16 protein-coding genes are annotated in these 19079 nt (G+C 41.8%); 10 read left to right on the forward strand and 6 right to left on the reverse strand.

The features are described from left to right. Positions 1 to 45: 45 nt before the first annotated feature. A complete protein-coding gene (locus PseudUWO311_RS05100) occupies positions 46 to 1812 on the forward strand; it encodes an ABC transporter ATP-binding protein (RefSeq protein ID WP_142654132.1) in 1767 nt (588 codons plus the stop codon). Positions 1813 to 1880: 68 nt separating this feature from the next. On the opposite strand, the gene PseudUWO311_RS05105 is transcribed toward PseudUWO311_RS05100, so the two are convergent. After that, positions 1881 to 3014: an SAM-dependent methyltransferase gene (locus PseudUWO311_RS05105; protein WP_142654133.1), complete on the reverse strand. Its 1134-nt coding sequence runs from the start codon at positions 3012 to 3014 to the stop codon at positions 1881 to 1883. A 134-nt stretch (positions 3015 to 3148) separates the two neighbouring features. Between PseudUWO311_RS05105 and PseudUWO311_RS05110 the strand changes: the two genes are divergently transcribed. From PseudUWO311_RS05110 to psaK, 3 genes are all read left to right on the forward strand, one after another. Next, positions 3149 to 4270 carry a fatty acid desaturase family protein gene (locus PseudUWO311_RS05110; RefSeq protein WP_142654134.1) on the forward strand — a complete coding sequence of 374 codons (1122 nt, stop codon included), beginning with the start codon at positions 3149 to 3151 and terminating at the stop codon, positions 4268 to 4270. A 442-nt stretch (positions 4271 to 4712) separates the two neighbouring features. Beyond that, entirely contained in the window at positions 4713 to 6341 is a 1629-nt protein-coding gene (locus tag PseudUWO311_RS05115) for a transglutaminase domain-containing protein (protein ID WP_142654135.1), read from the forward strand. A 196-nt stretch (positions 6342 to 6537) separates the two neighbouring features. Continuing rightward, positions 6538 to 6810 carry a photosystem I reaction center subunit PsaK gene (gene psaK, locus PseudUWO311_RS05120; RefSeq protein WP_142654136.1) on the forward strand — a complete coding sequence of 91 codons (273 nt, stop codon included), beginning with the start codon at positions 6538 to 6540 and terminating at the stop codon, positions 6808 to 6810. An 86-nt stretch (positions 6811 to 6896) separates the two neighbouring features. Here the strand turns inward: psaK and PseudUWO311_RS05125 are convergent, their stop codons facing one another. Next, the gene (locus PseudUWO311_RS05125) at positions 6897 to 7496 is read right to left on the reverse strand and encodes a nitroreductase family protein (protein WP_142654137.1); all 600 of its coding nucleotides are present in this window, start codon (positions 7494 to 7496) and stop codon (positions 6897 to 6899) included. A gap of 465 nt (positions 7497 to 7961) precedes the next feature. Here PseudUWO311_RS05125 and PseudUWO311_RS05130 point away from each other — a divergent pair, with 465 nt between their 5' ends. From PseudUWO311_RS05130 to PseudUWO311_RS05150, 5 genes are all read left to right on the forward strand, one after another. Further along, the gene (locus tag PseudUWO311_RS05130; RefSeq protein ID WP_190303398.1) at positions 7962 to 9296 is read left to right on the forward strand and encodes an amino acid ABC transporter substrate-binding protein; all 1335 of its coding nucleotides are present in this window, start codon (positions 7962 to 7964) and stop codon (positions 9294 to 9296) included. A 73-nt stretch (positions 9297 to 9369) separates the two neighbouring features. Next, the gene (locus tag PseudUWO311_RS05135; RefSeq protein ID WP_142654139.1) at positions 9370 to 9993 is read left to right on the forward strand and encodes a Uma2 family endonuclease; all 624 of its coding nucleotides are present in this window, start codon (positions 9370 to 9372) and stop codon (positions 9991 to 9993) included. 2 nt (positions 9994 to 9995) lie between these two features. Beyond that, positions 9996 to 10907: a prohibitin family protein gene (locus PseudUWO311_RS05140; RefSeq protein WP_142654140.1), complete on the forward strand. Its 912-nt coding sequence runs from the start codon at positions 9996 to 9998 to the stop codon at positions 10905 to 10907. 146 nt (positions 10908 to 11053) lie between these two features. Further along, on the forward strand, positions 11054 to 12100 hold the full coding sequence (plsX, locus tag PseudUWO311_RS05145; protein ID WP_142654141.1) for a phosphate acyltransferase PlsX: 1047 nt from the start codon (positions 11054 to 11056) through the stop codon (positions 12098 to 12100). A gap of 80 nt (positions 12101 to 12180) precedes the next feature. After that, the gene (locus tag PseudUWO311_RS05150) at positions 12181 to 13164 is read left to right on the forward strand and encodes a beta-ketoacyl-ACP synthase III (protein ID WP_142654142.1); all 984 of its coding nucleotides are present in this window, start codon (positions 12181 to 12183) and stop codon (positions 13162 to 13164) included. An 11-nt stretch (positions 13165 to 13175) separates the two neighbouring features. Here PseudUWO311_RS05150 and PseudUWO311_RS05155 read toward each other — a convergent pair whose 3' ends face one another. From PseudUWO311_RS05155 to PseudUWO311_RS05165, 3 genes are all read right to left on the reverse strand, one after another. Then, on the reverse strand, positions 13176 to 14189 hold the full coding sequence (locus tag PseudUWO311_RS05155) for a hypothetical protein (RefSeq protein ID WP_142654143.1): 1014 nt from the start codon (positions 14187 to 14189) through the stop codon (positions 13176 to 13178). A gap of 470 nt (positions 14190 to 14659) precedes the next feature. After that, the gene (locus PseudUWO311_RS05160) at positions 14660 to 15547 is read right to left on the reverse strand and encodes an alpha/beta fold hydrolase (RefSeq protein WP_223807445.1); all 888 of its coding nucleotides are present in this window, start codon (positions 15545 to 15547) and stop codon (positions 14660 to 14662) included. Between the two features lie 129 nt (positions 15548 to 15676). Continuing rightward, on the reverse strand, positions 15677 to 16414 hold the full coding sequence (locus PseudUWO311_RS05165) for a phosphoadenylyl-sulfate reductase (protein ID WP_142654144.1): 738 nt from the start codon (positions 16412 to 16414) through the stop codon (positions 15677 to 15679). A gap of 385 nt (positions 16415 to 16799) precedes the next feature. Between PseudUWO311_RS05165 and PseudUWO311_RS05170 the strand changes: the two genes are divergently transcribed. Beyond that, positions 16800 to 17801 (forward strand): phosphoribulokinase, encoded by a 1002-nt coding sequence (locus PseudUWO311_RS05170; protein WP_142654145.1) that lies wholly within the window; start codon positions 16800 to 16802, stop codon positions 17799 to 17801. A gap of 28 nt (positions 17802 to 17829) precedes the next feature. Here PseudUWO311_RS05170 and PseudUWO311_RS05175 read toward each other — a convergent pair whose 3' ends face one another. Further along, a complete protein-coding gene (locus PseudUWO311_RS05175) occupies positions 17830 to 19077 on the reverse strand; it encodes an ATP-binding protein (RefSeq protein WP_142654146.1) in 1248 nt (415 codons plus the stop codon). Between the last annotated feature and the right edge of the window lie 2 nt (positions 19078 to 19079).

The following is a 19079-nucleotide window of genomic DNA, read 5'->3' on the forward strand; positions in this document are numbered from 1 at the left end:
AATCGCTTATCTTAGAACAAGCCCAGAGTAACTAATTTACTGCCCATGTCTAATGTTCATCCGTTTGTCCGTCTGATGTCCTATGCTCGTAAGTATCGGCAACAGATTTGGACTGCCACAACTTGCTCGATTTTAAATAAATTCTTCGATTTAGCACCACCAGTTTTGATTGGGGCGGCGATCGATCTGGTATTACAAAAAGAGAACTTTTGGGCAAATCCCTTTGGTGTGCAAGGATTAGCCGCGCAATTGCTAGTCCTCTCAGCTATCAGTGGTGTGATTTGGGGATTAGAGTCGATTTTTGAATATGCCTATGCGCTTCAGTGGCGAAATCTTGCTCAGACTGTACAACATGACTTGCGACTCGATGCCTATCAGCATTTGCAGGAGTTAGAACTAGCCTTTTTTGAGGATCGCAGTTCAGGTGGATTGATGTCGATATTGAGTGATGATGTCAATCAATTAGAACGCTTTCTGGATGGTGGTGCGAATGAAGTTATTCAAGTTTCAGCAACTATTTTGTTGATTGGCGGCGCATTTTTTGTGATTACGCCGAATGTGGCTTGGTTAGCCCTGTCACCGATGCCGTTTATTTTATGGGGTTCGATCTGGTTTCAGAAATTCCTTGCGCCGCGCTATGCTGAAGTTCGCGAAAAGGTGGGGATGCTGAACGGGCAATTATCAAATAATATTGGCGGGATTACGACGATTAAAGCTTTTGTCACTGAGGCATATGAACGCCAACGCATTGAGAAAGAAAGCAATCAATATCGTCAAAGTAATCGCAAAGCGATCGCCTATAGTGCTGCTTTCGTTCCTTTAATCAGAGTTTTGATCTTTATAGGATTTATTGCAATTCTCTATTTCGGTGGTTTAGAAGTTCAGGCAAACAGGCTGTCGGTCGGTAATTACTCCGTGATGATTTACCTAATTCAGCGCTTGTTATGGCCGCTTACGCGCTTGGGCGAAACCCTCGATCAATATCAAAGAGCAATGGCTTCAACTAATCGTATTCTTGATTTGCTCGATACCCCGATCGCAATTCATTCAGGCTCACAGGTACTAGACTCTGTAGTCAATGGTGATATCCAATTAAAGAATGTTACCTTTGGATATGCTCCTAATTTCCCAATTGTGGAAAATCTATCCTTAGAAATCGCCGCCCATAAAACTACTGCTATCGTCGGGGCGACTGGCTCAGGCAAAAGTACTTTGGTAAAGCTGCTGCTACGTTTATACGAAATTCAATCAGGCAATATCTTTCTCGATCGCATTGATATTCGCGACTTAGAATTGCGATCGCTACGTTCTTGCATGGGTTGGGTAAGCCAAGATGTATTTCTATTTCATGGTTCAGTTCTAGAAAATATTGCCTATGGTTCCTTTGATGCAACCGTGGATCGGATTGTCGAAGCAGCCAAGATTGCCGAAGCCCATGACTTTATCCAATCTCTGCCCAATGGTTACGATACGATTGTCGGTGAGCGTGGTCAAAAGCTATCAGGTGGTCAGAGACAACGCATTGCGATCGCTCGTGCAGTGTTACGCAATCCCCCCATTTTAATTCTCGATGAAGCAACTTCGGCAGTGGATAATGAAACAGAAGCAGCAATCCAAAAATCCCTAGATTACATCACCAAAAACCGCACAACAATTGCGATCGCTCACCGTCTATCCACCATTCGTAGTGCCGATCGCATCTATGTAATGGATCAGGGCAAAGTAGTGGAGTTGGGAACTCATGATGAGCTAGTTGCGAACAATGGAATCTATGCAGGTTTATGGAATCTGCAAACAGGACAAAAAATCTGAAGAAGATATCAACTAAAAGCCTGAAAAATATGGCGCAAAGTGCCATATTTTTCAGGCTTTTAAGGCAATCAGGCATGAGTCATTAGATACTGACCATTACCATTGTATTCACCATCGCAAGTCGCAAAAATTGTACCTAGCAACAGTAAATAAAACCGCCACATCCGACGGAACTTAGCATAGTCCATACCATAGTCTAAAGACTTGACAAGATCTTGGGATGCATCAAATCTCTCCAACCACGCCATTGCAGTTTTGTGATAATTTATTCCATTTATATACCACTGATCGACAGTTTTAAGATCGCTATTATGACTCGGAACTGCATCATAATTCCAGTAGCGACCATGGGGGAAAATATACTTGTGTGTAAAGCCAGTTGACAAATTGTTGGGGATACGAACAGTGATGATATGAATGAATAACTTTCCATCACTTTTAAGAAAAGAGGATAACTTTTGGAAAGCGTTGGTCAGATTACCTACATGACAAAAAACTCCAATTGAGAGAATTTTGTCGAATTTTTCGGTAAATTGTGCCTCATTCAAATCACCTTCATACAAAGTAAATCGACCTCCACTGAGATGGCTCTGTGGATCTTGCATTTTGCCACGCATATACTCACACTGTTGATGACTCAGATTTAGTCCCGTAAACCGTACATTAGGGAACTTAGACATGATGTAATTGGCGACACAGCCCCAGCCACAGCCAAAATCCAAAATATGGTCACCATCAACGATTTCTAGTCTTTCAATCACCTGATCGATCATGTGCATTTGCGATTGTTCGAGATCGATCGCCCCATTCTCCCAAAGCCCCATGCTGTACTTTGGATAAATGACATCCCAATCCCCTAACATACGGTTCAGAAGGGCTTGGGGTAAGTCATACTGAATCTTCATCAATTCTCGTGAAGATTCAGCTAGATGATCGGATTCCTTTAATACCCATTCATAGGGAGCGAGTAAACCTGGAGCATGTTTAAATAGAAGCGGCATGGATGTGTGCAACAACGATTGAAAGACAGAATCTGGTATTTCTAACCCGTTAATATAGGCTTCTGCCAATGCCATTTGAGCTGTATTGAAAACTCCAGCCATTAATCGAGTGGTTTTGTACGCTATCGGACTTTTGAGAGTCATATCTCCAATAATGGGGATATGGTTTTGAATATTTTGCGAAATGCCGACAGAAGCCATATCTTTACTCCCAGTTAACATTAAATGATTTTTTAATGATATCTCACATTTTACTGATTTTGCCAATTAGACAGAATTGTTAAGATAGATTAGTCCCAACATTTTGACTCTAACCCGTTAAAGTCAACATTTCTATGCAACTCACTAGTATTCAAACCCTTATCCCCCAAAGAACGTATGTTAAAACATTGCGTCCCTTACTTCCGCCTGAAGCGTTTGCTCCCGATCCAAGCAAGTTAGTCCTCATATTCATTAATCTTGCAATTCTGGTATTTGGCTGGATGATAGCGGCTCACCTAGATCGTTGGAATCCATATCTTTTATGGTTGTATTTACCTCTAGCTATCGTGATGGGCAATAGCGTCATGTTTATGGCATTTAGCTGCCATGACCTCATGCATGGCACTGTGATTAGAAACTCCCGCCTGACGTATATTATTAGCTTACTAGGGCAAACGATCTTGTGGATGCCGCCGACGTTATGGAAAGCAGTTCATAATCGAGTACATCATAATAAAACAAACTCCTTGGGAGATCCTGATCGTAATTACTTATACGAGCAACCTAATACTTCGAGTAAATGGATTCAGAATCTAGTTTTCCCTTCTCTTGAGGTAAATCCTATAGCATTAGCGTTGGGTATGGTAACAGCATGGGGTTACTATACTTTCCGGAATCTGACCGCTGTACTTTTTTTTAATCGAGAATTTGTTGATTATCTTCCTGCTTCATTTAGGGTCAGTACTAAAGAGCGTTGGGCGATCGCGGGGGAATTTTTGTTTATGTTAATTATTCATCTAAGTATTTTTATTTATCTACAATTTGATCCCTTAAAACTAATCCTTAGCTATTTTTTACCAATTGGGATTGGATATGCGGGAATGATATTTTATATTTATACGCATCACCTGATTTGTCGGATGACCAGCGTTAACGATCCACTGATTAATAGTGTTTCCATTCGAGTTCCTAAAATATTTGATGTTTTGCATTTAAATTTTTCTTACCATACCGAACACCATGTTTTTCCTGGAATGAACTCTAACTATTATCCAATGGTGCAAGAACTATTAAAAATTCACTACCCTGAACGCTTTAATTTATTGAATGTTGGCGAGGCTTGGCACCTACTCATGCAAACCCCTAGACATTACAAGAATGACAATACTCTGACAGATTGGGCAGGAGAAAAGTCTGTTCCTTGTCCTCTTAATAGCCCCAATACTCAGGCTCAGGATAAATCTGATATGAAATGATTGTGATTGGAGAAAATTGCCTCTTACAGCAATTACCGATCAAAAAACTACACGGAAACCATTGAAAGTGTTGCAAAGCAAAACTTTCAATGGTTTCCGTAGTTTGGGCTTGAGCGTAAAATGATGTCAGTAATCGTGCTCAATAACATTGTCAAAACAGAAAGCTTTTCTTTGTAGCAATTCGTTTAGCCATATAATCTCTGTAGCAAATTTTTCATTAAAAGACTTGTAATGCAAGCCTTTTAATGAAAAATTTGCTTTTTACTTTCTGTATAAAGTGTTGTATATCAGCAACATACCAGAGAACGCAATATACTTGTCCAGATATCACAACTGTTGTCTTCGCTACGGAACTAATGTTGCTTTTGAAGTCAGATCAGAATTTGTAGAAAGACTAAAGCTTTTCTAAATTTATCCGCCCATACACCCGCCTAAATACCCTATGCCTAGCTTACCAAGCACGATTTATCCCATTGGCGCTTATAACCTTCATGGTTTAGTGTGGCAAACCGATGTAAGTACTGATGTAGATAATGGCAAACCCTACGCGCTTTGTGTAGATTCCTATCAGGGACACCTGCTCAAAATCGATCCCTTTTCTGAAGGTGCAACGGTACTGAATAATTACACAGCATTGCAGTTTCGAGACGCGACAGGTTTAGCGATCGCAGGGGAGACCCTTTGGATTACTAAGGACAATGGAATTTATTACTGCAATATGGTTGATTTTGATCTGCAACCATTTATGGAGCTACCCAACAAGGTCGATGGCATAGCAGTCTCTGATGGTGGCGTGTATGTAAGTTCTAGTGAAGTCGGCAAAATTTTTGTATTCGGACGCGCCACTCGCACTTTGCTCCGAATTATGGATGCTCCTGGGGCAGGATTTGAGGCACTGACGTTAGTCGGTGAAGAATTGTGGGTTAGCGATCGCACCGAGGAGACAGTTTATCGACTTAATGCCAAAACAGGCGAAGTGGTACATCGTGGTTTGACTCCATTCCCCAATCCTATGGGATTAGGATTTTTGGGCAATGATTTATATGTAGTTTATTCAGGTGACGAAAACTATATTCGAGACAATCCTAATGATTTGGATGAGCCATTTTCGGTCTCCACCCGCGAAAAGACTTTTATTCATCGCCTCAAGTTTAATCAATACCAAGATGAAAAGTTAAACTACACTCTCACCACTGGCTACAAAGTAGAGATGATCTATCTTGAGGAACTCTCCTCGGAGGAACCAACTTCAGTCTATAACCTCACATGGCGAGTTGCCTATCCTACAGATACCTATCGCCAAAAATTATTAGCGATCGAGCCAATTGGCATTCCCTTTGAAGAAGAAATTGTTGATGGTCAGCGTGTTGCCGCATTCAAGCTTGGAAACTTAAAACCTGAAGAATCGAGAATGTTCGGTTGGAAAGCAACTTTAGAACTTCGTGGAATCAAATATGAACTTAAAGATAGTGAAGTAGAATTTGTCCCTGAACTATCTCCCGAAATGCAGAAGCTTTATCTCGTTGATGATGATGGATTAAGCATGGATCATCCGATCATTCAAGCAGCCGCCAAGGAAGCTGTGGGTAACGAAACAAATATTTTGCGCAAGATGCTATTGATTCGTGACTACGTCTATGACAAGCTCTCATACCGTGTCACACCTTACATTGCCGCGCCAGAAGAAGTTCTAGTCAGAGGCACAGGCTCTTGTGGTGAATATGTCGGTTTATTATTAGCATTAACTCGCTTAAATGGAATTGCTTGTCGCACGGTCGGACGATACAAATGTCCTCACGATGGAGAATTGATGATGAACATTCCTCTCCATCAATATTACAATCATGTTTGGATTGAGTTCTATATTCCCAGTATTGGATGGTTGCCAATGGAATCTAATCCAGATGATACTGGCTATCGACCTTATCCGACTCGATGGTTTATGGGTTTACCTTGGTATCATGTGGAAATTGGCAAAGGCATCTTTTTTGAGACGATTCAACCTCAGCCCTATTCCATTGGCGAGCTAGCTCTCAATCATGTGCGCTTCAAAGTTTTAGAAGAAATCTAAATTCAAAAAGCAAGTGGGGGGCGAAGCGCCCCCCACTTGCTTTTTGAATTTAGATTCTTAAGAGATCGCTATAACTGTAAATGATTACTAAGTTTAATGAATTTAGCTTAAGAAGAATTTTTTGATGTCTGGATACCTCTTAGGATTATGTAAATTAAAAAAAATTATAGGTAATTAGACTTAGGAATACAAATTTATGACACATCTAGCTTTCAACTTACTTGCCGCAGTTCCAGTTACTCCTACTTGGTCACCAAGTGTAGGTTTGCTTATGATTTCAGCTAATGCATTTGCGTTGGTCGTTGCTCGCTATGGCATCAAAGTAAAAGGTGTTGGTCCTAGCTTACCTGTAGAATTACCTGGTTTGTTTGCAGGTTTTGGTTTGGCAGAATTGCTAGCTGTTACTAGCTTTGGTCATGTTCTTGGAGCAGGTTTGATTTTGGGCTTAGCTCAAGCAGGCTTAGTATAAAAAAATTAGTATAAAAAATTAGAGAGTACACTTCGTGTACTCTCTAATTTTTTATTTGGGCTGAGCTAGATAGATCGAAGTTAAGACTATACAAACGGAGCAGAAATCCCCCATTCACTTGTAAAGACAAAGCTTGAGAGGGGATACCTAGCGCGAGGAGCAATTTCACGATCTTGTAACTCCGTGGGCAAATTACTAGTTTCTCCTGCATAGCCAATCGCGATCGCTGCCACAGGTTTCGCCGTTTCAGGGATATTAAAAGTAGCGATCGCTTTAGCAGGATCAAATCCACCCATTTGGTGCACGACCAGATTTAAAGCCGTAGCCTGCAATACTAAAGTTGCGGTAGCCTGCCCAGCGTCATACTCTGCCCAAGCATTAGGTTTGCCATTGTGCTTAAAGTTCTTTTGGGCTATCACTAAACCCAATACTGGCGCAACCTGCGCCCAAATAACATTAGCAGGAACCAGACAATCAAGTAGTTTCTGATAGTTTACTGTGTCATCTTTAGTTGCCACAATAAACGCCCAAGGTTGATCATTAAAGCAAGAAGAAGACCATCTTGCCGCTTCAAATAACTGCGCAAGTTTATCTTTTTCAACAAGTTTGCTATCAAAGGCACGGGGACTCCATCTCTGAGAGATCAGAGGATGAAGTTGATGGTCGTTAATGGCAGGATTTTCCATATTAATATTTTGAGGATTTTGAGCCAAATTTATTTTGGTACTAAAACAAATGGAAGGTCGTAAGGATAAATATAATCTCTATCAGTCAATAGTTCCTAAATCTAAAGAAAAACCACAGCAATTCTCATTTTGAAAATTGGTTTTTCCAATAGGCAAATGCTCATTGGAAAACTAAAAAACAAACTCTAGTATGGTTTTTAGTTTTTAAATTTACCTTAGGTAAATTTAAAACATCTATAGCAAATCTTGTGGATATAGCTAATAATTTTCTCGATCACGCAGAAGGAGATCGCCAGCTTGAGGAACTTGTGGCTTACCTTTCGATTTAAAAAAGATGAGAGGCGGCGCTTTGCGCCGCCTCTCATCTTTTGGGTTTTGATTTGTTAAAAATTTGATGGATCGATGTAAGCTGCAAATATAGACCATAGATCGATCGCGCTAGAAATCAGTAATCCCATGAGCTTAATGCCCAAGCATTTATCTAACATTGCTTCACTCCTGAAACTTAAAGCCCAAAGCCATTCTAAAAAGACACCGCTGCGGCAATGGTGCTTTTTTGCAAGCCTAACGATCGCATTGCTATCAGGATGTCAGGAGAAACCAGCACCAAGCCCCACAGCCTCGCCAACCGCTACAGCCATACCAACTGCGGCTGTGACTAAAGGAAAAGAGCCAGAGGGGATTTTAGAACGGGTGAAAGCTCGCGGCAAGCTAATTTGTGGCGTGAATGGAAAGCTTTCAGGATTTAGCTATGTTGATGATAAAGTGGGATGGAGTGGCTTAGATGTCGATTATTGCCGCGCGATCGCTGCTGCGGTCTTGGGTGATGCCAAAGCAGTTGAGTTTAAGCCATTGCTAGCCAAAGATCGCTTTACCGCCATCCAAAATGGGGATGTTGATATCTTGATGCGCAACACCTCACGCACATTAACCCGTGATGTCACCCTAAATATTTCCTTTGCTCCCACAACTTTTTTTGATGGACAGGGAGTAATGCTCAGAGTTGGGGCAAAACCAACTAGTATTTCTCCTAGCCCCAGCGCTTCTAGTCCTAGTTCTCCTAGCCTCAGTTCTCCTAGCCCCAGTCCCACATCTTCGCCATCGGCTTCGCCTAGCCCCACTAGTAGCCCTGATAAAGACAGTAAATCCGATAAACAAACACCAGGAACCATCGAAGCCCCAAAAAGCAATGAAGAATCTGCGATCGCACTCAAAGAGTTAACTGATAAAAAAATCTGTGTAGAAACTGGAATCAACGCCACAAATTTGGAATCTACATTCAAAGAAGCAAATATTGCGATCGAGTCGATTATTCTGCCTGATCTTGATGGAGTTTTGAACGCTTATGCAAAAGGGGACTGTGATGCGATTTCTTCAGAAAAATCACAGCTTGCAGCATGGAGAAGTAAACTACCCCGTCCTGCTGATCACAAAATTCTCGATCTCAGCTTGTCAAGGGAACCACTTAGTCCTGCTCTAGTTGGTAATGACGATCGCTGGCGAGATGTCGTGACTTGGGTCGTTTATGCCACTTTTTATGCCGAAGAATTGGGCATTAATATGGATAACTACCAGATTTTTAAAGATACGAAAAATCCTGAAGTTGCCAGATTTCTCGGGACATCCGATTCCCTAGGTATTGAGCTTGGACTTGCACCCGACTGGACAACCCAAATCCTCAAACAAGTGGGAAATTACAATGATATCTACAATCGCAATCTTGCCCCACTAGATATTCCACGCGGATTAAATCGCACATGGAAGAAAGGTGGTTTACTTTACTCGATGCCATTTCGTTAACTAAACAGGTAAGTATAGGCGGCGCTTCGCGCCGCCTATACTTAGAGTATAAATACCAAATGCGGAGGTAGTTATGTTTCAATCTGCGACTAGAGAAGTTACCTTGGATGAGTTTTTGGATTGGTATCCAGATGGCTATGGTCGTTATGAACTTTATGATGGAGCAATTGTCGAAATGCAGCCAACAGGAACCCATGAACAAGTTGGCGGCTTCACTGCCTCAAAGCTATCTGTGGAAATTGATCGCCACTTGATGGATTGCTTTATTCCTCGTCAAGCATTTGTGAAGCCTATTGATTCTCATAAGTCTGGCTATATTCCTGATGTGATTGTGTTAAATCAATCTAGTCTGGAGTCAGAACCGATCTGGAAAAAACGTTCCACAATTACTAAGGGCGAAACTATTCGGCTGATCATTGAGGTTGTCAGTACTAATTGGCAGGATGATTATTTGACGAAATTACGGGATTATGAAGCTTTAAATATTCCTGAATATTGGATTATTGATTACTTGGGTTTAGGAGGAAAGCGCTATATTGGCTTTCCTAAACAGCCAACTTTGTCAATTTATCAGCTCGTGGATGGAGAATACGAAGTACGACAGTTTCGTGGCAGCGATCGCTTGATTTCAATCGCTTTTCCACAACTAATATTAACCGCAGCCCAAATTTTTAATTCTGGTAATCTAGGGGTATAAAAATGTCGTTTATTATTTCCGCGATCGCCTCATTAGTCTCGATAGTTGTATTTTTTAGTAGCAAAAGGCTAGTTGACAATCGCATTGCTCAATTAGTCATCCAATCAGTTTCGGGATTGATTGCGCTGTTGGCAACGATAAATGCCCTGAGCCGATTGATCATCGTCATTCCTGCGGGAAATGTTGGTGTGGAAGATTTTCAGGGCAAAGTCAGCGATCGCAGCTTACCCGCAGGTATTCACGCCATTAATCCTTTTGCGGATGTGGTGCAATTTTCAGTCCGTTTACGCGATCTCAAAGAAGAGATTGGAGCAACCTCAAAGGAAGGCTTAGCATTGGGAATTGATGTCAGCATTCAATATCGCATCGATCCTGCTAAGGCGGCGAGTATTTATCTAAATATTGGTACTGAAGAAAGAGAAATTGTAGTTTCTAGATTTCGATCAATTTCACGGGAAATTATTTCTGGATATACCGCAGAAGAGGTCTATGCTACTAAACGCGAAGAAGTAAGTTTAAAACTTGCCGAAAAATTGCGATCGCAGCTCGCTCCCATTGGCTTTATCGTCGATGAAGCCCTGTTGCGAAATGTGAAAGTCCCTGAAACTTTGCAAGCCGCGATCCAACAAAGGCTCAAGGCTGAGCAGGAAAATTTACAAATGAAATTTGTCTTAGAAAAAGAAAAGCAAGAAGCCGATCGCAAACGCATTGAGGCAAAGGGCAGTGCGGACGCTCAAAAAATTCTAGCTGAGGGGCTTACGCCTGCGGTGCTGCAATTACGTGCGATCGAGGCAACTGAAAAGTTATCGCTATCACCAAATTCTAAAATTGTAATTCTTGGCAGTGGTCAAAGCACGCCATTAATTTTGCCACTTGATCGCGAAGCTAGTAGAAACGTTGTTCCAGCACCGTAAAAATAATGGACTCCTTAACACTCCTCAGTTTTATGTTTTTTTTGAGATTACTGATGGGTGAGGTGACTTGAACTGTTAAAATTTTTGCAAGGTTAAATAAAATTCTTTACAGTTTTAGTCATAAAACTCAGACAGGATCACAAATAGTGAGAATTGCAGTAGATGCGATGGGTGGAGATTTTGCCCCACGCGAAATAATCGAAGGAGCAATATTAGCTCAAACCCAATTGGGTGTAGATATAGCGTTAGTAGGCGATCGCGATATTCTCGCGAACTACTTCAAGCAACATAATTATCAAGAGAGCGATCGCCTTGAGATCGTGCCATCGGAAGGGATCATCGAAATGGATGATGAGCCTCTCGAAGGATTGCGCCGCAAACCTAATTCCTCGATCGCCGTTGCCATGAACTTGGTTAAGCGCAAGCAAGCCGATGCCGTGATTTCGGCAGGACATTCTGGGGCAGCAATGGCGGCGGCGTTGCTACGTTTGGGGCGATTGCCAGGGGTAGATCGTCCTGCGATCGGCGCATTGTTTCCCACGCAGGTTGCACATAAGCCTGTACTTTTGCTTGATGTGGGCGCAAATGTTGACTGTCGCCCCAAATTTTTAGAGCAGTTTGCCATCATGGGATCGCTCTATAGTCAATATGCGATCGGTATTAAAGAGCCAAAAGTTGGCTTGCTAAATATTGGCGAAGAAGCTTGTAAAGGTAACGAACTAGCAATTCGCGTTCATCAAGCCTTACAAGAAAATCCTCAGATTACCTTTGCAGGTAATGCAGAAGGTCGCGACATTCTTAAAGGTCAGTTTGATGTGATTGTCTGTGATGGTTTCGCGGGCAATATTGTGCTCAAGTTTGCTGAAGGTGTCGGCAATGCTGTCATACAAATCCTCAAGGAAGAGTTACCTAAGGGTTGGCGAGGCAAGCTAGGCGCATTAATCCTGAAACCAAATCTAAAAAAGGTGAAAGAGCGTATCGATGCCGACGAGTATGGTGGGGCTTTATTACTAGGTGTAGCTGGTATTTGCGTGATTAGTCACGGTAGCTCCAACGCTGTGAGTATTCGTAATGCCATCCGTGTTGCTAAAGATGCTGTCGATAATGAAGTGCTTGAGCGTATTCGTGGTCAAATCAAGCCTAAAGTCCCTGTACCTGCGATCGATGACACACCCGATGATCCGCCAACTTAGCTTCTTTTTACGATTAGGTTTTAATTCAGCGCAAAGCGCTGTAACACTCTTTATCCAGCTATTCTGATCAAACACAGCCAATGACTAATACTGAATCTTCTCTCGTCGGAGTGCGTTTTATTGGTAGCGGTTCCGCCGTTCCCGATCGCGTACTTACTAATCATGATCTCGCGCAGATGGTGGACACCACTGACGAGTGGATAGCCTCACGTACAGGCATCAGAGAGCGTCATATTGCCGATGGCGAAAATGATTCAGTAGCAAATCTGGCTGCTCGAGCAGGACAACAGGCGATCGCAGCCGCAGGCTTGACACCAGAAGACATTGATCTAATTATTTTGTCTACATCGACTAGCGATGACTTGTTTGGGACAGCAGGAAGAGTTCAAAAAATCTTAGGTGCAGAACGAGCTGTCGCTTTTGATCTGGTTGCAGCATGTTCTGGATTTGTGTTTGGTGTGGTTACTGCATCGCAATATATTCGTACAGGGGTTTACAAAAATGTTTTGCTGATCGGTGCTGATGTGCTCTCGCGCTGGGTCGATTGGCAAGATCGTCGCACATGTATTTTGTTTGGCGATGGTGCGGGAGCTATAGTTTTGCAAGCCAGTAGCGAAAGTAAGCCTCAAGACAATCTTTTAGGCTTTGAGATGCGTAGTGATGGCAAGGGCAATGATTTACTTAATATCAATTATTCTGGTCGGAGTACCTTTGAATCCATCAGTATGAATGGTCAAGAGGTCTATCGGTTTGCAGTACGTCGCGTTCCTGAAGTGATCGAAAAATCTTTGCACTATGCTCATTTGGAAGTCCATGATCTTGATTGGCTAATTTTGCATCAAGCTAATCAACGTATTATTGAGGCAGTAGTAAATCGTTTTGGCATCGATCCTGCCAAGGCGGTCAGCAATATGGGTAAATATGGCAATACTTCCGCCGCTTCAATTCCGATCGCACTTAATGAGTGGGTACAAGCAGGCAAAATTCAACCCGATCATTTAATTGCGATCGCAGGTTTTGGCGCAGGTTTAAGCTGGGGTTCAGCGGTATTGCGTTGGGGATAATAAATAAGCTTTTATACTCTGAGACGATTTTTAGGGATCCATTTAGCTAATCCTGTTAAGCGATCGCGCCAAGTTACACAGTCTCGCGTATCTTCTGGCAAGAGACTTGCCATATATTTCAGCTCTTCATCAGAGAGCGGCGATCTGCCACAGAAAAAGGGATGTCGGGGTTTGCGACTACAATAACCAAAAAAGATCGCCGAACGATCGAATTTAGTGGGTGGTTTACCACGATGATAGTATCGCGCCGTATCCACAAAAATTACCGTTCCAGCCTTGCCAGTACAGGTTTTATGCCAATTTTCCTGCATATGTTCGGGTAACATTTCCTGAATTTCATGATGAAAAGCAGTTTTATAACGGCGCACAGATTTAGTTTTTAAAGTCTTGCATAGAAATTCATTAGCTTCGGGAGTAACACATTCAAAGGGTCCTCCATCTTCATTTACATCATTGATATAAACGCCAATTTTGACCATTTGCCAGTCTTCTTTGTCCTGATGCCACTTACGGGGGCCAGTTTCTCTTCCATCTGGAAGGCTGTAGTAATAAGATAAGCCATCGTAAGCAACAGGTAGCTTGAGATAGTTTTCAATAATTCGTAGAAGCTTAGCATCTGCACCCCACAGAAATAATTCTGGATAGCGCATAATCTTCTCAGCATTAATATTTAATGTATGTCTGCCCATATACAGAGGATTTTGGGCATCTCTTTTGAGTTCTTGCGAAATATTTTCGGCGGCAAGAAAAAAGCGATCGCTATTAGGAATTGCCAAGTCATTTAAAGTTGTGACCGCTACTCCATATTTTTCTAGTTCTTGAACAATTTTTTGTTCTTCAGAGGTTGGGCAATTAAGTAATGGTTGATATTCGCGGATAAATCTTTGATAACGCGGATATAAGACCTTTTGCTCAACCACATCAATATTGCTAATAAATAGAGCTATATCTGATGGAGCGCTAATGGCTCTTTGCCATAGCTTCTCAAAGGTCTGATATGCCTGAGATATAATTTTTTGATGCATCCCAATAAAACCTTAGAAATAATCATTTGCAAGGACATGTCTCAGATCTTACGGAGGACTCTATAAATTATAGTAAAGTTCCTAATATTTATAGGATTTTTATATTTATATATTATAAACTCTACTTTACTCATGAGCTTGTCACACAATTGGGTGATTTCCTGAATGAATTGAATGATTTGTTTGACTACGATATAGAATGTAATAATTTGCTTGATTACGATACAAAATGTAATGAAGCTAGAATATCGACATTACTTATAACAGTTTTCGAGCTAAATAACCACAAAAACACTTTAAAAGTTTTGAGAGCAATACTTTTAAAGTGTTTTTAGTTTGGTTTTGAGAATAAAGTGCTGTGACTAGCAAGTAGCTAAGAGTAACTTTAAACCCAAGAATCCTGTCGCGATCGCGACAGGATTCTTGGGTTGGGGTTTAATTATGATCAGCCACTTAAGTTGTACAACTGGCTAAGTTGATGAGATACTTAGCCAAGTTAAAATTTCATAATTAACTCGCTCAGGGTTATCGTCGTGAGCACAATGTCCCATTCCATCCAAATACATTAATGTGGCATTAGGTGCATACTTCACCAATCGCTTACCTTCTGATGGTGGTATTAAGCGATCGCTACTTCCCCACAAAATCAATAAGGGAGCTTGCAATTGTTCAAGGGCTTGAGTTAAGCTCGGTGAATAGTTGGGTTGATTAATGCTGCGATTTAATCTTAGAAAAGCTTCGGCAGCTTGGCGATCGCGAGCTGGCTTAGCGATAATTTCCACTAATTCATTATCGACACGACGGCGATCGCAATAGACAATTCCTTTAAGAACTAAACGGATCGTGAAGGGTTGGCGGATTAAATGGAATAGAGGCTTAACAAGTACTGCGGAGACGATTGCCTTGACAGTGCGTTCAATTGGTTGCAGTGCTTTGGGAACCATGTCGTTAAAAGCGGCGATATCAGGCAAGCTAATCACGACTACACTTGAAGCGATTTCAGGATGATGGCTAGCGGCGATCGCAGCAACAAGAGAACCAATCGAGTTCCCAATAATCACCATTGGTACTTTAATAAACTTCTGCCAAAACTGGAAAACTTGCTCTACCCACAGATGTATCGAATAGCGAGTTGGGGGTTTTTCGGAATTACCAAATCCTAATAGGTCGATCGCATAGACCGTATGATTTTCTGCCAAAGCTGGAATATTGCCGCGCCAATGATCGATCGCTGCGCCAAATCCATGAATTAACAGAATCGGGGGCTTAGAGTGCTCAACATTCTGCGATCGGCGAAACCCATAACGCGATCGCCATCCTCGAAAGTACCAATCGCGATATTGCATTACATTAGCCATGTTCATCACTTTATATATTCTTGCAAACAATATCGCTATCTCCAAAACCCAGAGATTGTAGATGCGGTGCAAAGCATCGCATCTACAATCTCTGGGTTTTTAAAGGATCGCTTTGCGAGCCTTTATCATTTATTCGCCTTTAGCGCGAACCAATCGACCGTCACTGGTGACATGCAATCCGCATTCTTGATTGCTCATTTCCCACCACCAACGACCAGCACGGAGATCTTCTCCTGCTTCGACGGCTCTAGTACATGGCGCACAGCCAATACTAGGGAAGTTTTGATCATGTAGTGCATTGTAAGGAACGTCATTGGCGTGAATGTATTCCCAAACTTGCTCATTTGTCCAATCGATTAAAGGATTAATCTTGGCAATATTGCGATCGCCATCTAGTTCAACGGTTTCCATTGTGGAACGGTTAGCAGTCTGATCGCGGCGTAGCCCTGTAATCCAAGCATCCAGATCCTTAGTAGCCCGACCGAGTGGCTCTACTTTACGAATGAAGCAGCATTGCTTGCGATTTTCGACGCTGTCATAAAAAAGATTGATTCCTTTGTCGCTGACCATCTGTTCCACTGCTTCGGCTTGAGGAAACATGATGCGCAGTTGTAGTTGTGGATATTTTTGTTGTACTTTAGCAATTACTTCATAGGTTTCTGCATTCAATCGACCTGTATCGAGTGTGAATACATTTGCGTCAGGTTTAATTTTGGCGATCATGTCGATCAAGGTGACATCTTCGGCTCCAAAACTTGAAGCTAGCGATATCTTGTCGTAGTTACCGAGTGCCCATGTGAGTACTTCTTGAGGGGTTTTATCCTTAAGCTGTGCGGCGGCGGTGTCAATGTCTGTTTGTAAGGTCATTAGTTACTTAGTAAATGCGCTGAGATGAAAATATAATTTTATTATGACCTGCACTCAGGCTCACAGAAATATGGCGATATTACGGTTTTTACTTCCCTACAGGCAGCGATCGTTAAAGTCTCAGCAAGAGATCGCGTAATCGATGATTTTCACCTAATGGATGGGTTAGGTTGCCCTAAACCATCCTACTAAATAATTAAGTCTTCCACCGTTAATGAAGCTAAGGATCATAATTTGCTTATTATTTTTGCTTTAAATTCACAAACAACAGCAATTATTAAAATCAAGTCAAAATTAAACTTGTATGGAGATCACTGTTTTGGTAGATTGGAGGTTGGGAAAGAAGTAATAATAAATACATTTTTATAAGGATTGGTTCAGAATTATGAGCAGTAAGCCCAACCGCGTTGTTGTAATCGGAGTTGCAGGAGACTCTGGTTGCGGCAAGTCCACATTTTTACGCAGATTAAATGACTTGTTCGGCGAAGAATTTATGACCGTGATTTGTCTAGATGACTATCACTGCCTAGATCGCAAACAACGCAAAGAAACGGGAATTACTGCGCTTGATCCTCGTGCCAACAATTTTGACTTAATGTACGAGCAAGTCAAAGCCCTCAAAGAAGGCAAATCGATCATGAAGCCAATCTACAACCATGAAACAGGTTTACTTGATCCGCCCGAATTGGTTGAGCCTAATAAAGTAATTGTGATCGAGGGCTTGCATCCAATTTATGACGAGCGAGTGCGTGCACTTCTCGATTTCAGTATTTACCTAGACCTCAGTGACGAAGTCAAAATTGCTTGGAAGATTCAGCGTGATATGGCTGAGCGTGGTCACACCCTTGCTGATGTTATGCAAGCGATCGAATCTCGTAGACCAGACTTTGAGGCTTATATTGATCCCCAAAAAGCCCATGCTGATGTTGTCATCCAGATTCTGCCGACTAATCTTATTCCTAATGACACTGAGCGTAAAGTTTTGCGTGTGCGTTTAGTTCAACGCAGCAGTGTTGAGGGCCTGAAGCCAGCTTATTTATTTGATGAAGGTTCGACAATTTCTTGGATTCCCTGTGGTACAAAGCTAACCTGCTCCTATCCAGGTATTAAGTTGTTTTCGGGACCAGATAGCTGGCTTGGTCAACCCGCCAGCATCTTGGAAATCGATGGACAATTTGATCGCCTTGATGAAATGGTCTATATCGAAAGTCATCTCAGCAGCCTAGATACTAAATATTACGGTGAGTTGACTGAGCTATTACGTAAACACCCTGATTATCCAGGTTCTAATAACGGTACTGGTCTGTTACAAATTATTGTGGGTCTGAAGATGCGTGAAACCTTCGAGCGTCTTACCCAACAAGCCGAACAATTGGTTACAGCCTAACTTACAAAAAACAAGGAGAGTAGCTTTGCTACTCTCCTTGTTTTTTGACAATGAAAGGACTGCTAAACCAGTAGCCCTGACGATCATGATGTGAAAAAAGTAAGAGACGACGGCACAGATTGATTGTTTCGGATGTGATTGCATAATCACTAGTCAGACATTTCTGTAAAGCTTGCCGATCGCGATCGCTAATTGTTGATAATCGGGTAATGTGATCGTTCTCCAAGACTTGGTTGAGCGTATCAAGACGAATCGGCGGATCTTGCAATTGCAAACAACCTTGCAGTAAGGATAGTAAATATGGTAGATGACCATGGCTAGCCAGACATAGTCGATCAAGGATTTCTAGATGATCAAAGCAATCGGTAACTTGCTCTAACCTCAGATCAGAAACAATATTGGGTAACATCCTTGCTAAAACAACTTGGCGCAGTAGATTTAAACTTTCAGGCTTAACAACATCATGGCGATCGTATAGCTGCAAATTAGGCAATTCAATTGGTGCAGTACCCTTTAGTTGAAACTGCTCAATGAGATGAGCTCTTGCTAGCAGTGGCAAAGTATAGATTGCGTGGCATTGAAATTGACGGAAATATTTATTACCTTTACCAAAAATCAAATCAGACTGCTCAATGGATAGTCGATCAAGATTGTCCACCAAGATTACTAGTCCCTTTTTTCCTGTTTGCTTAACACGTTCACTAGCGACTCCCGTTACTTTTTCGAGCGTCGCAATTAGTGAGTTGGTAAGACGTGTTTCTAGGTGTCGGTGCAACTGGCGGCGATTTTGTTCGTTATCTTGTAAGGTTCGCAAAATTCTTTGTAAGCGTTGCACAGAGGTTGAAATGTTAACAGATGGAATTATCCTCATCCATTTTTCGATTTCCGCGATCGTATTTGGCAAATAGGTTAGGGAGATTGAATCTCCTTTGCTCTCTAGTTGTTGCAAAATTAGCTTCAGAATCACTAGCCAAAGCTCTGTTAAGCCAAGATCATGGATTTGCAAATACTGGTCAACCGCACAATAAATTACCGCAAAGCCCTGTTGCTCCAGCTCAAATTTTAATCTGAGGAGTTCCGTTGACTTACCACTACCAATCTGTCCTGAAAGTATTTGATAGGTAGGTTTATTAGAGGATAGAGCGATCACTCTCCGCATTCGCTTCACAACATTTTCGCCCCTAGCCGCAGTCAAATCTATGTAGTAATTTGCTTCTTTTTGCAAACAGATAGAAAAGCTAGGATTACAAGCCCGAAGGAATTCTAGATTTGACATGA

The sequence above is a fragment of the Pseudanabaena sp. UWO311 genome (genome assembly GCF_006937785.1).
Classification (GTDB): domain Bacteria; phylum Cyanobacteriota; class Cyanobacteriia; order Pseudanabaenales; family Pseudanabaenaceae; genus Pseudanabaena.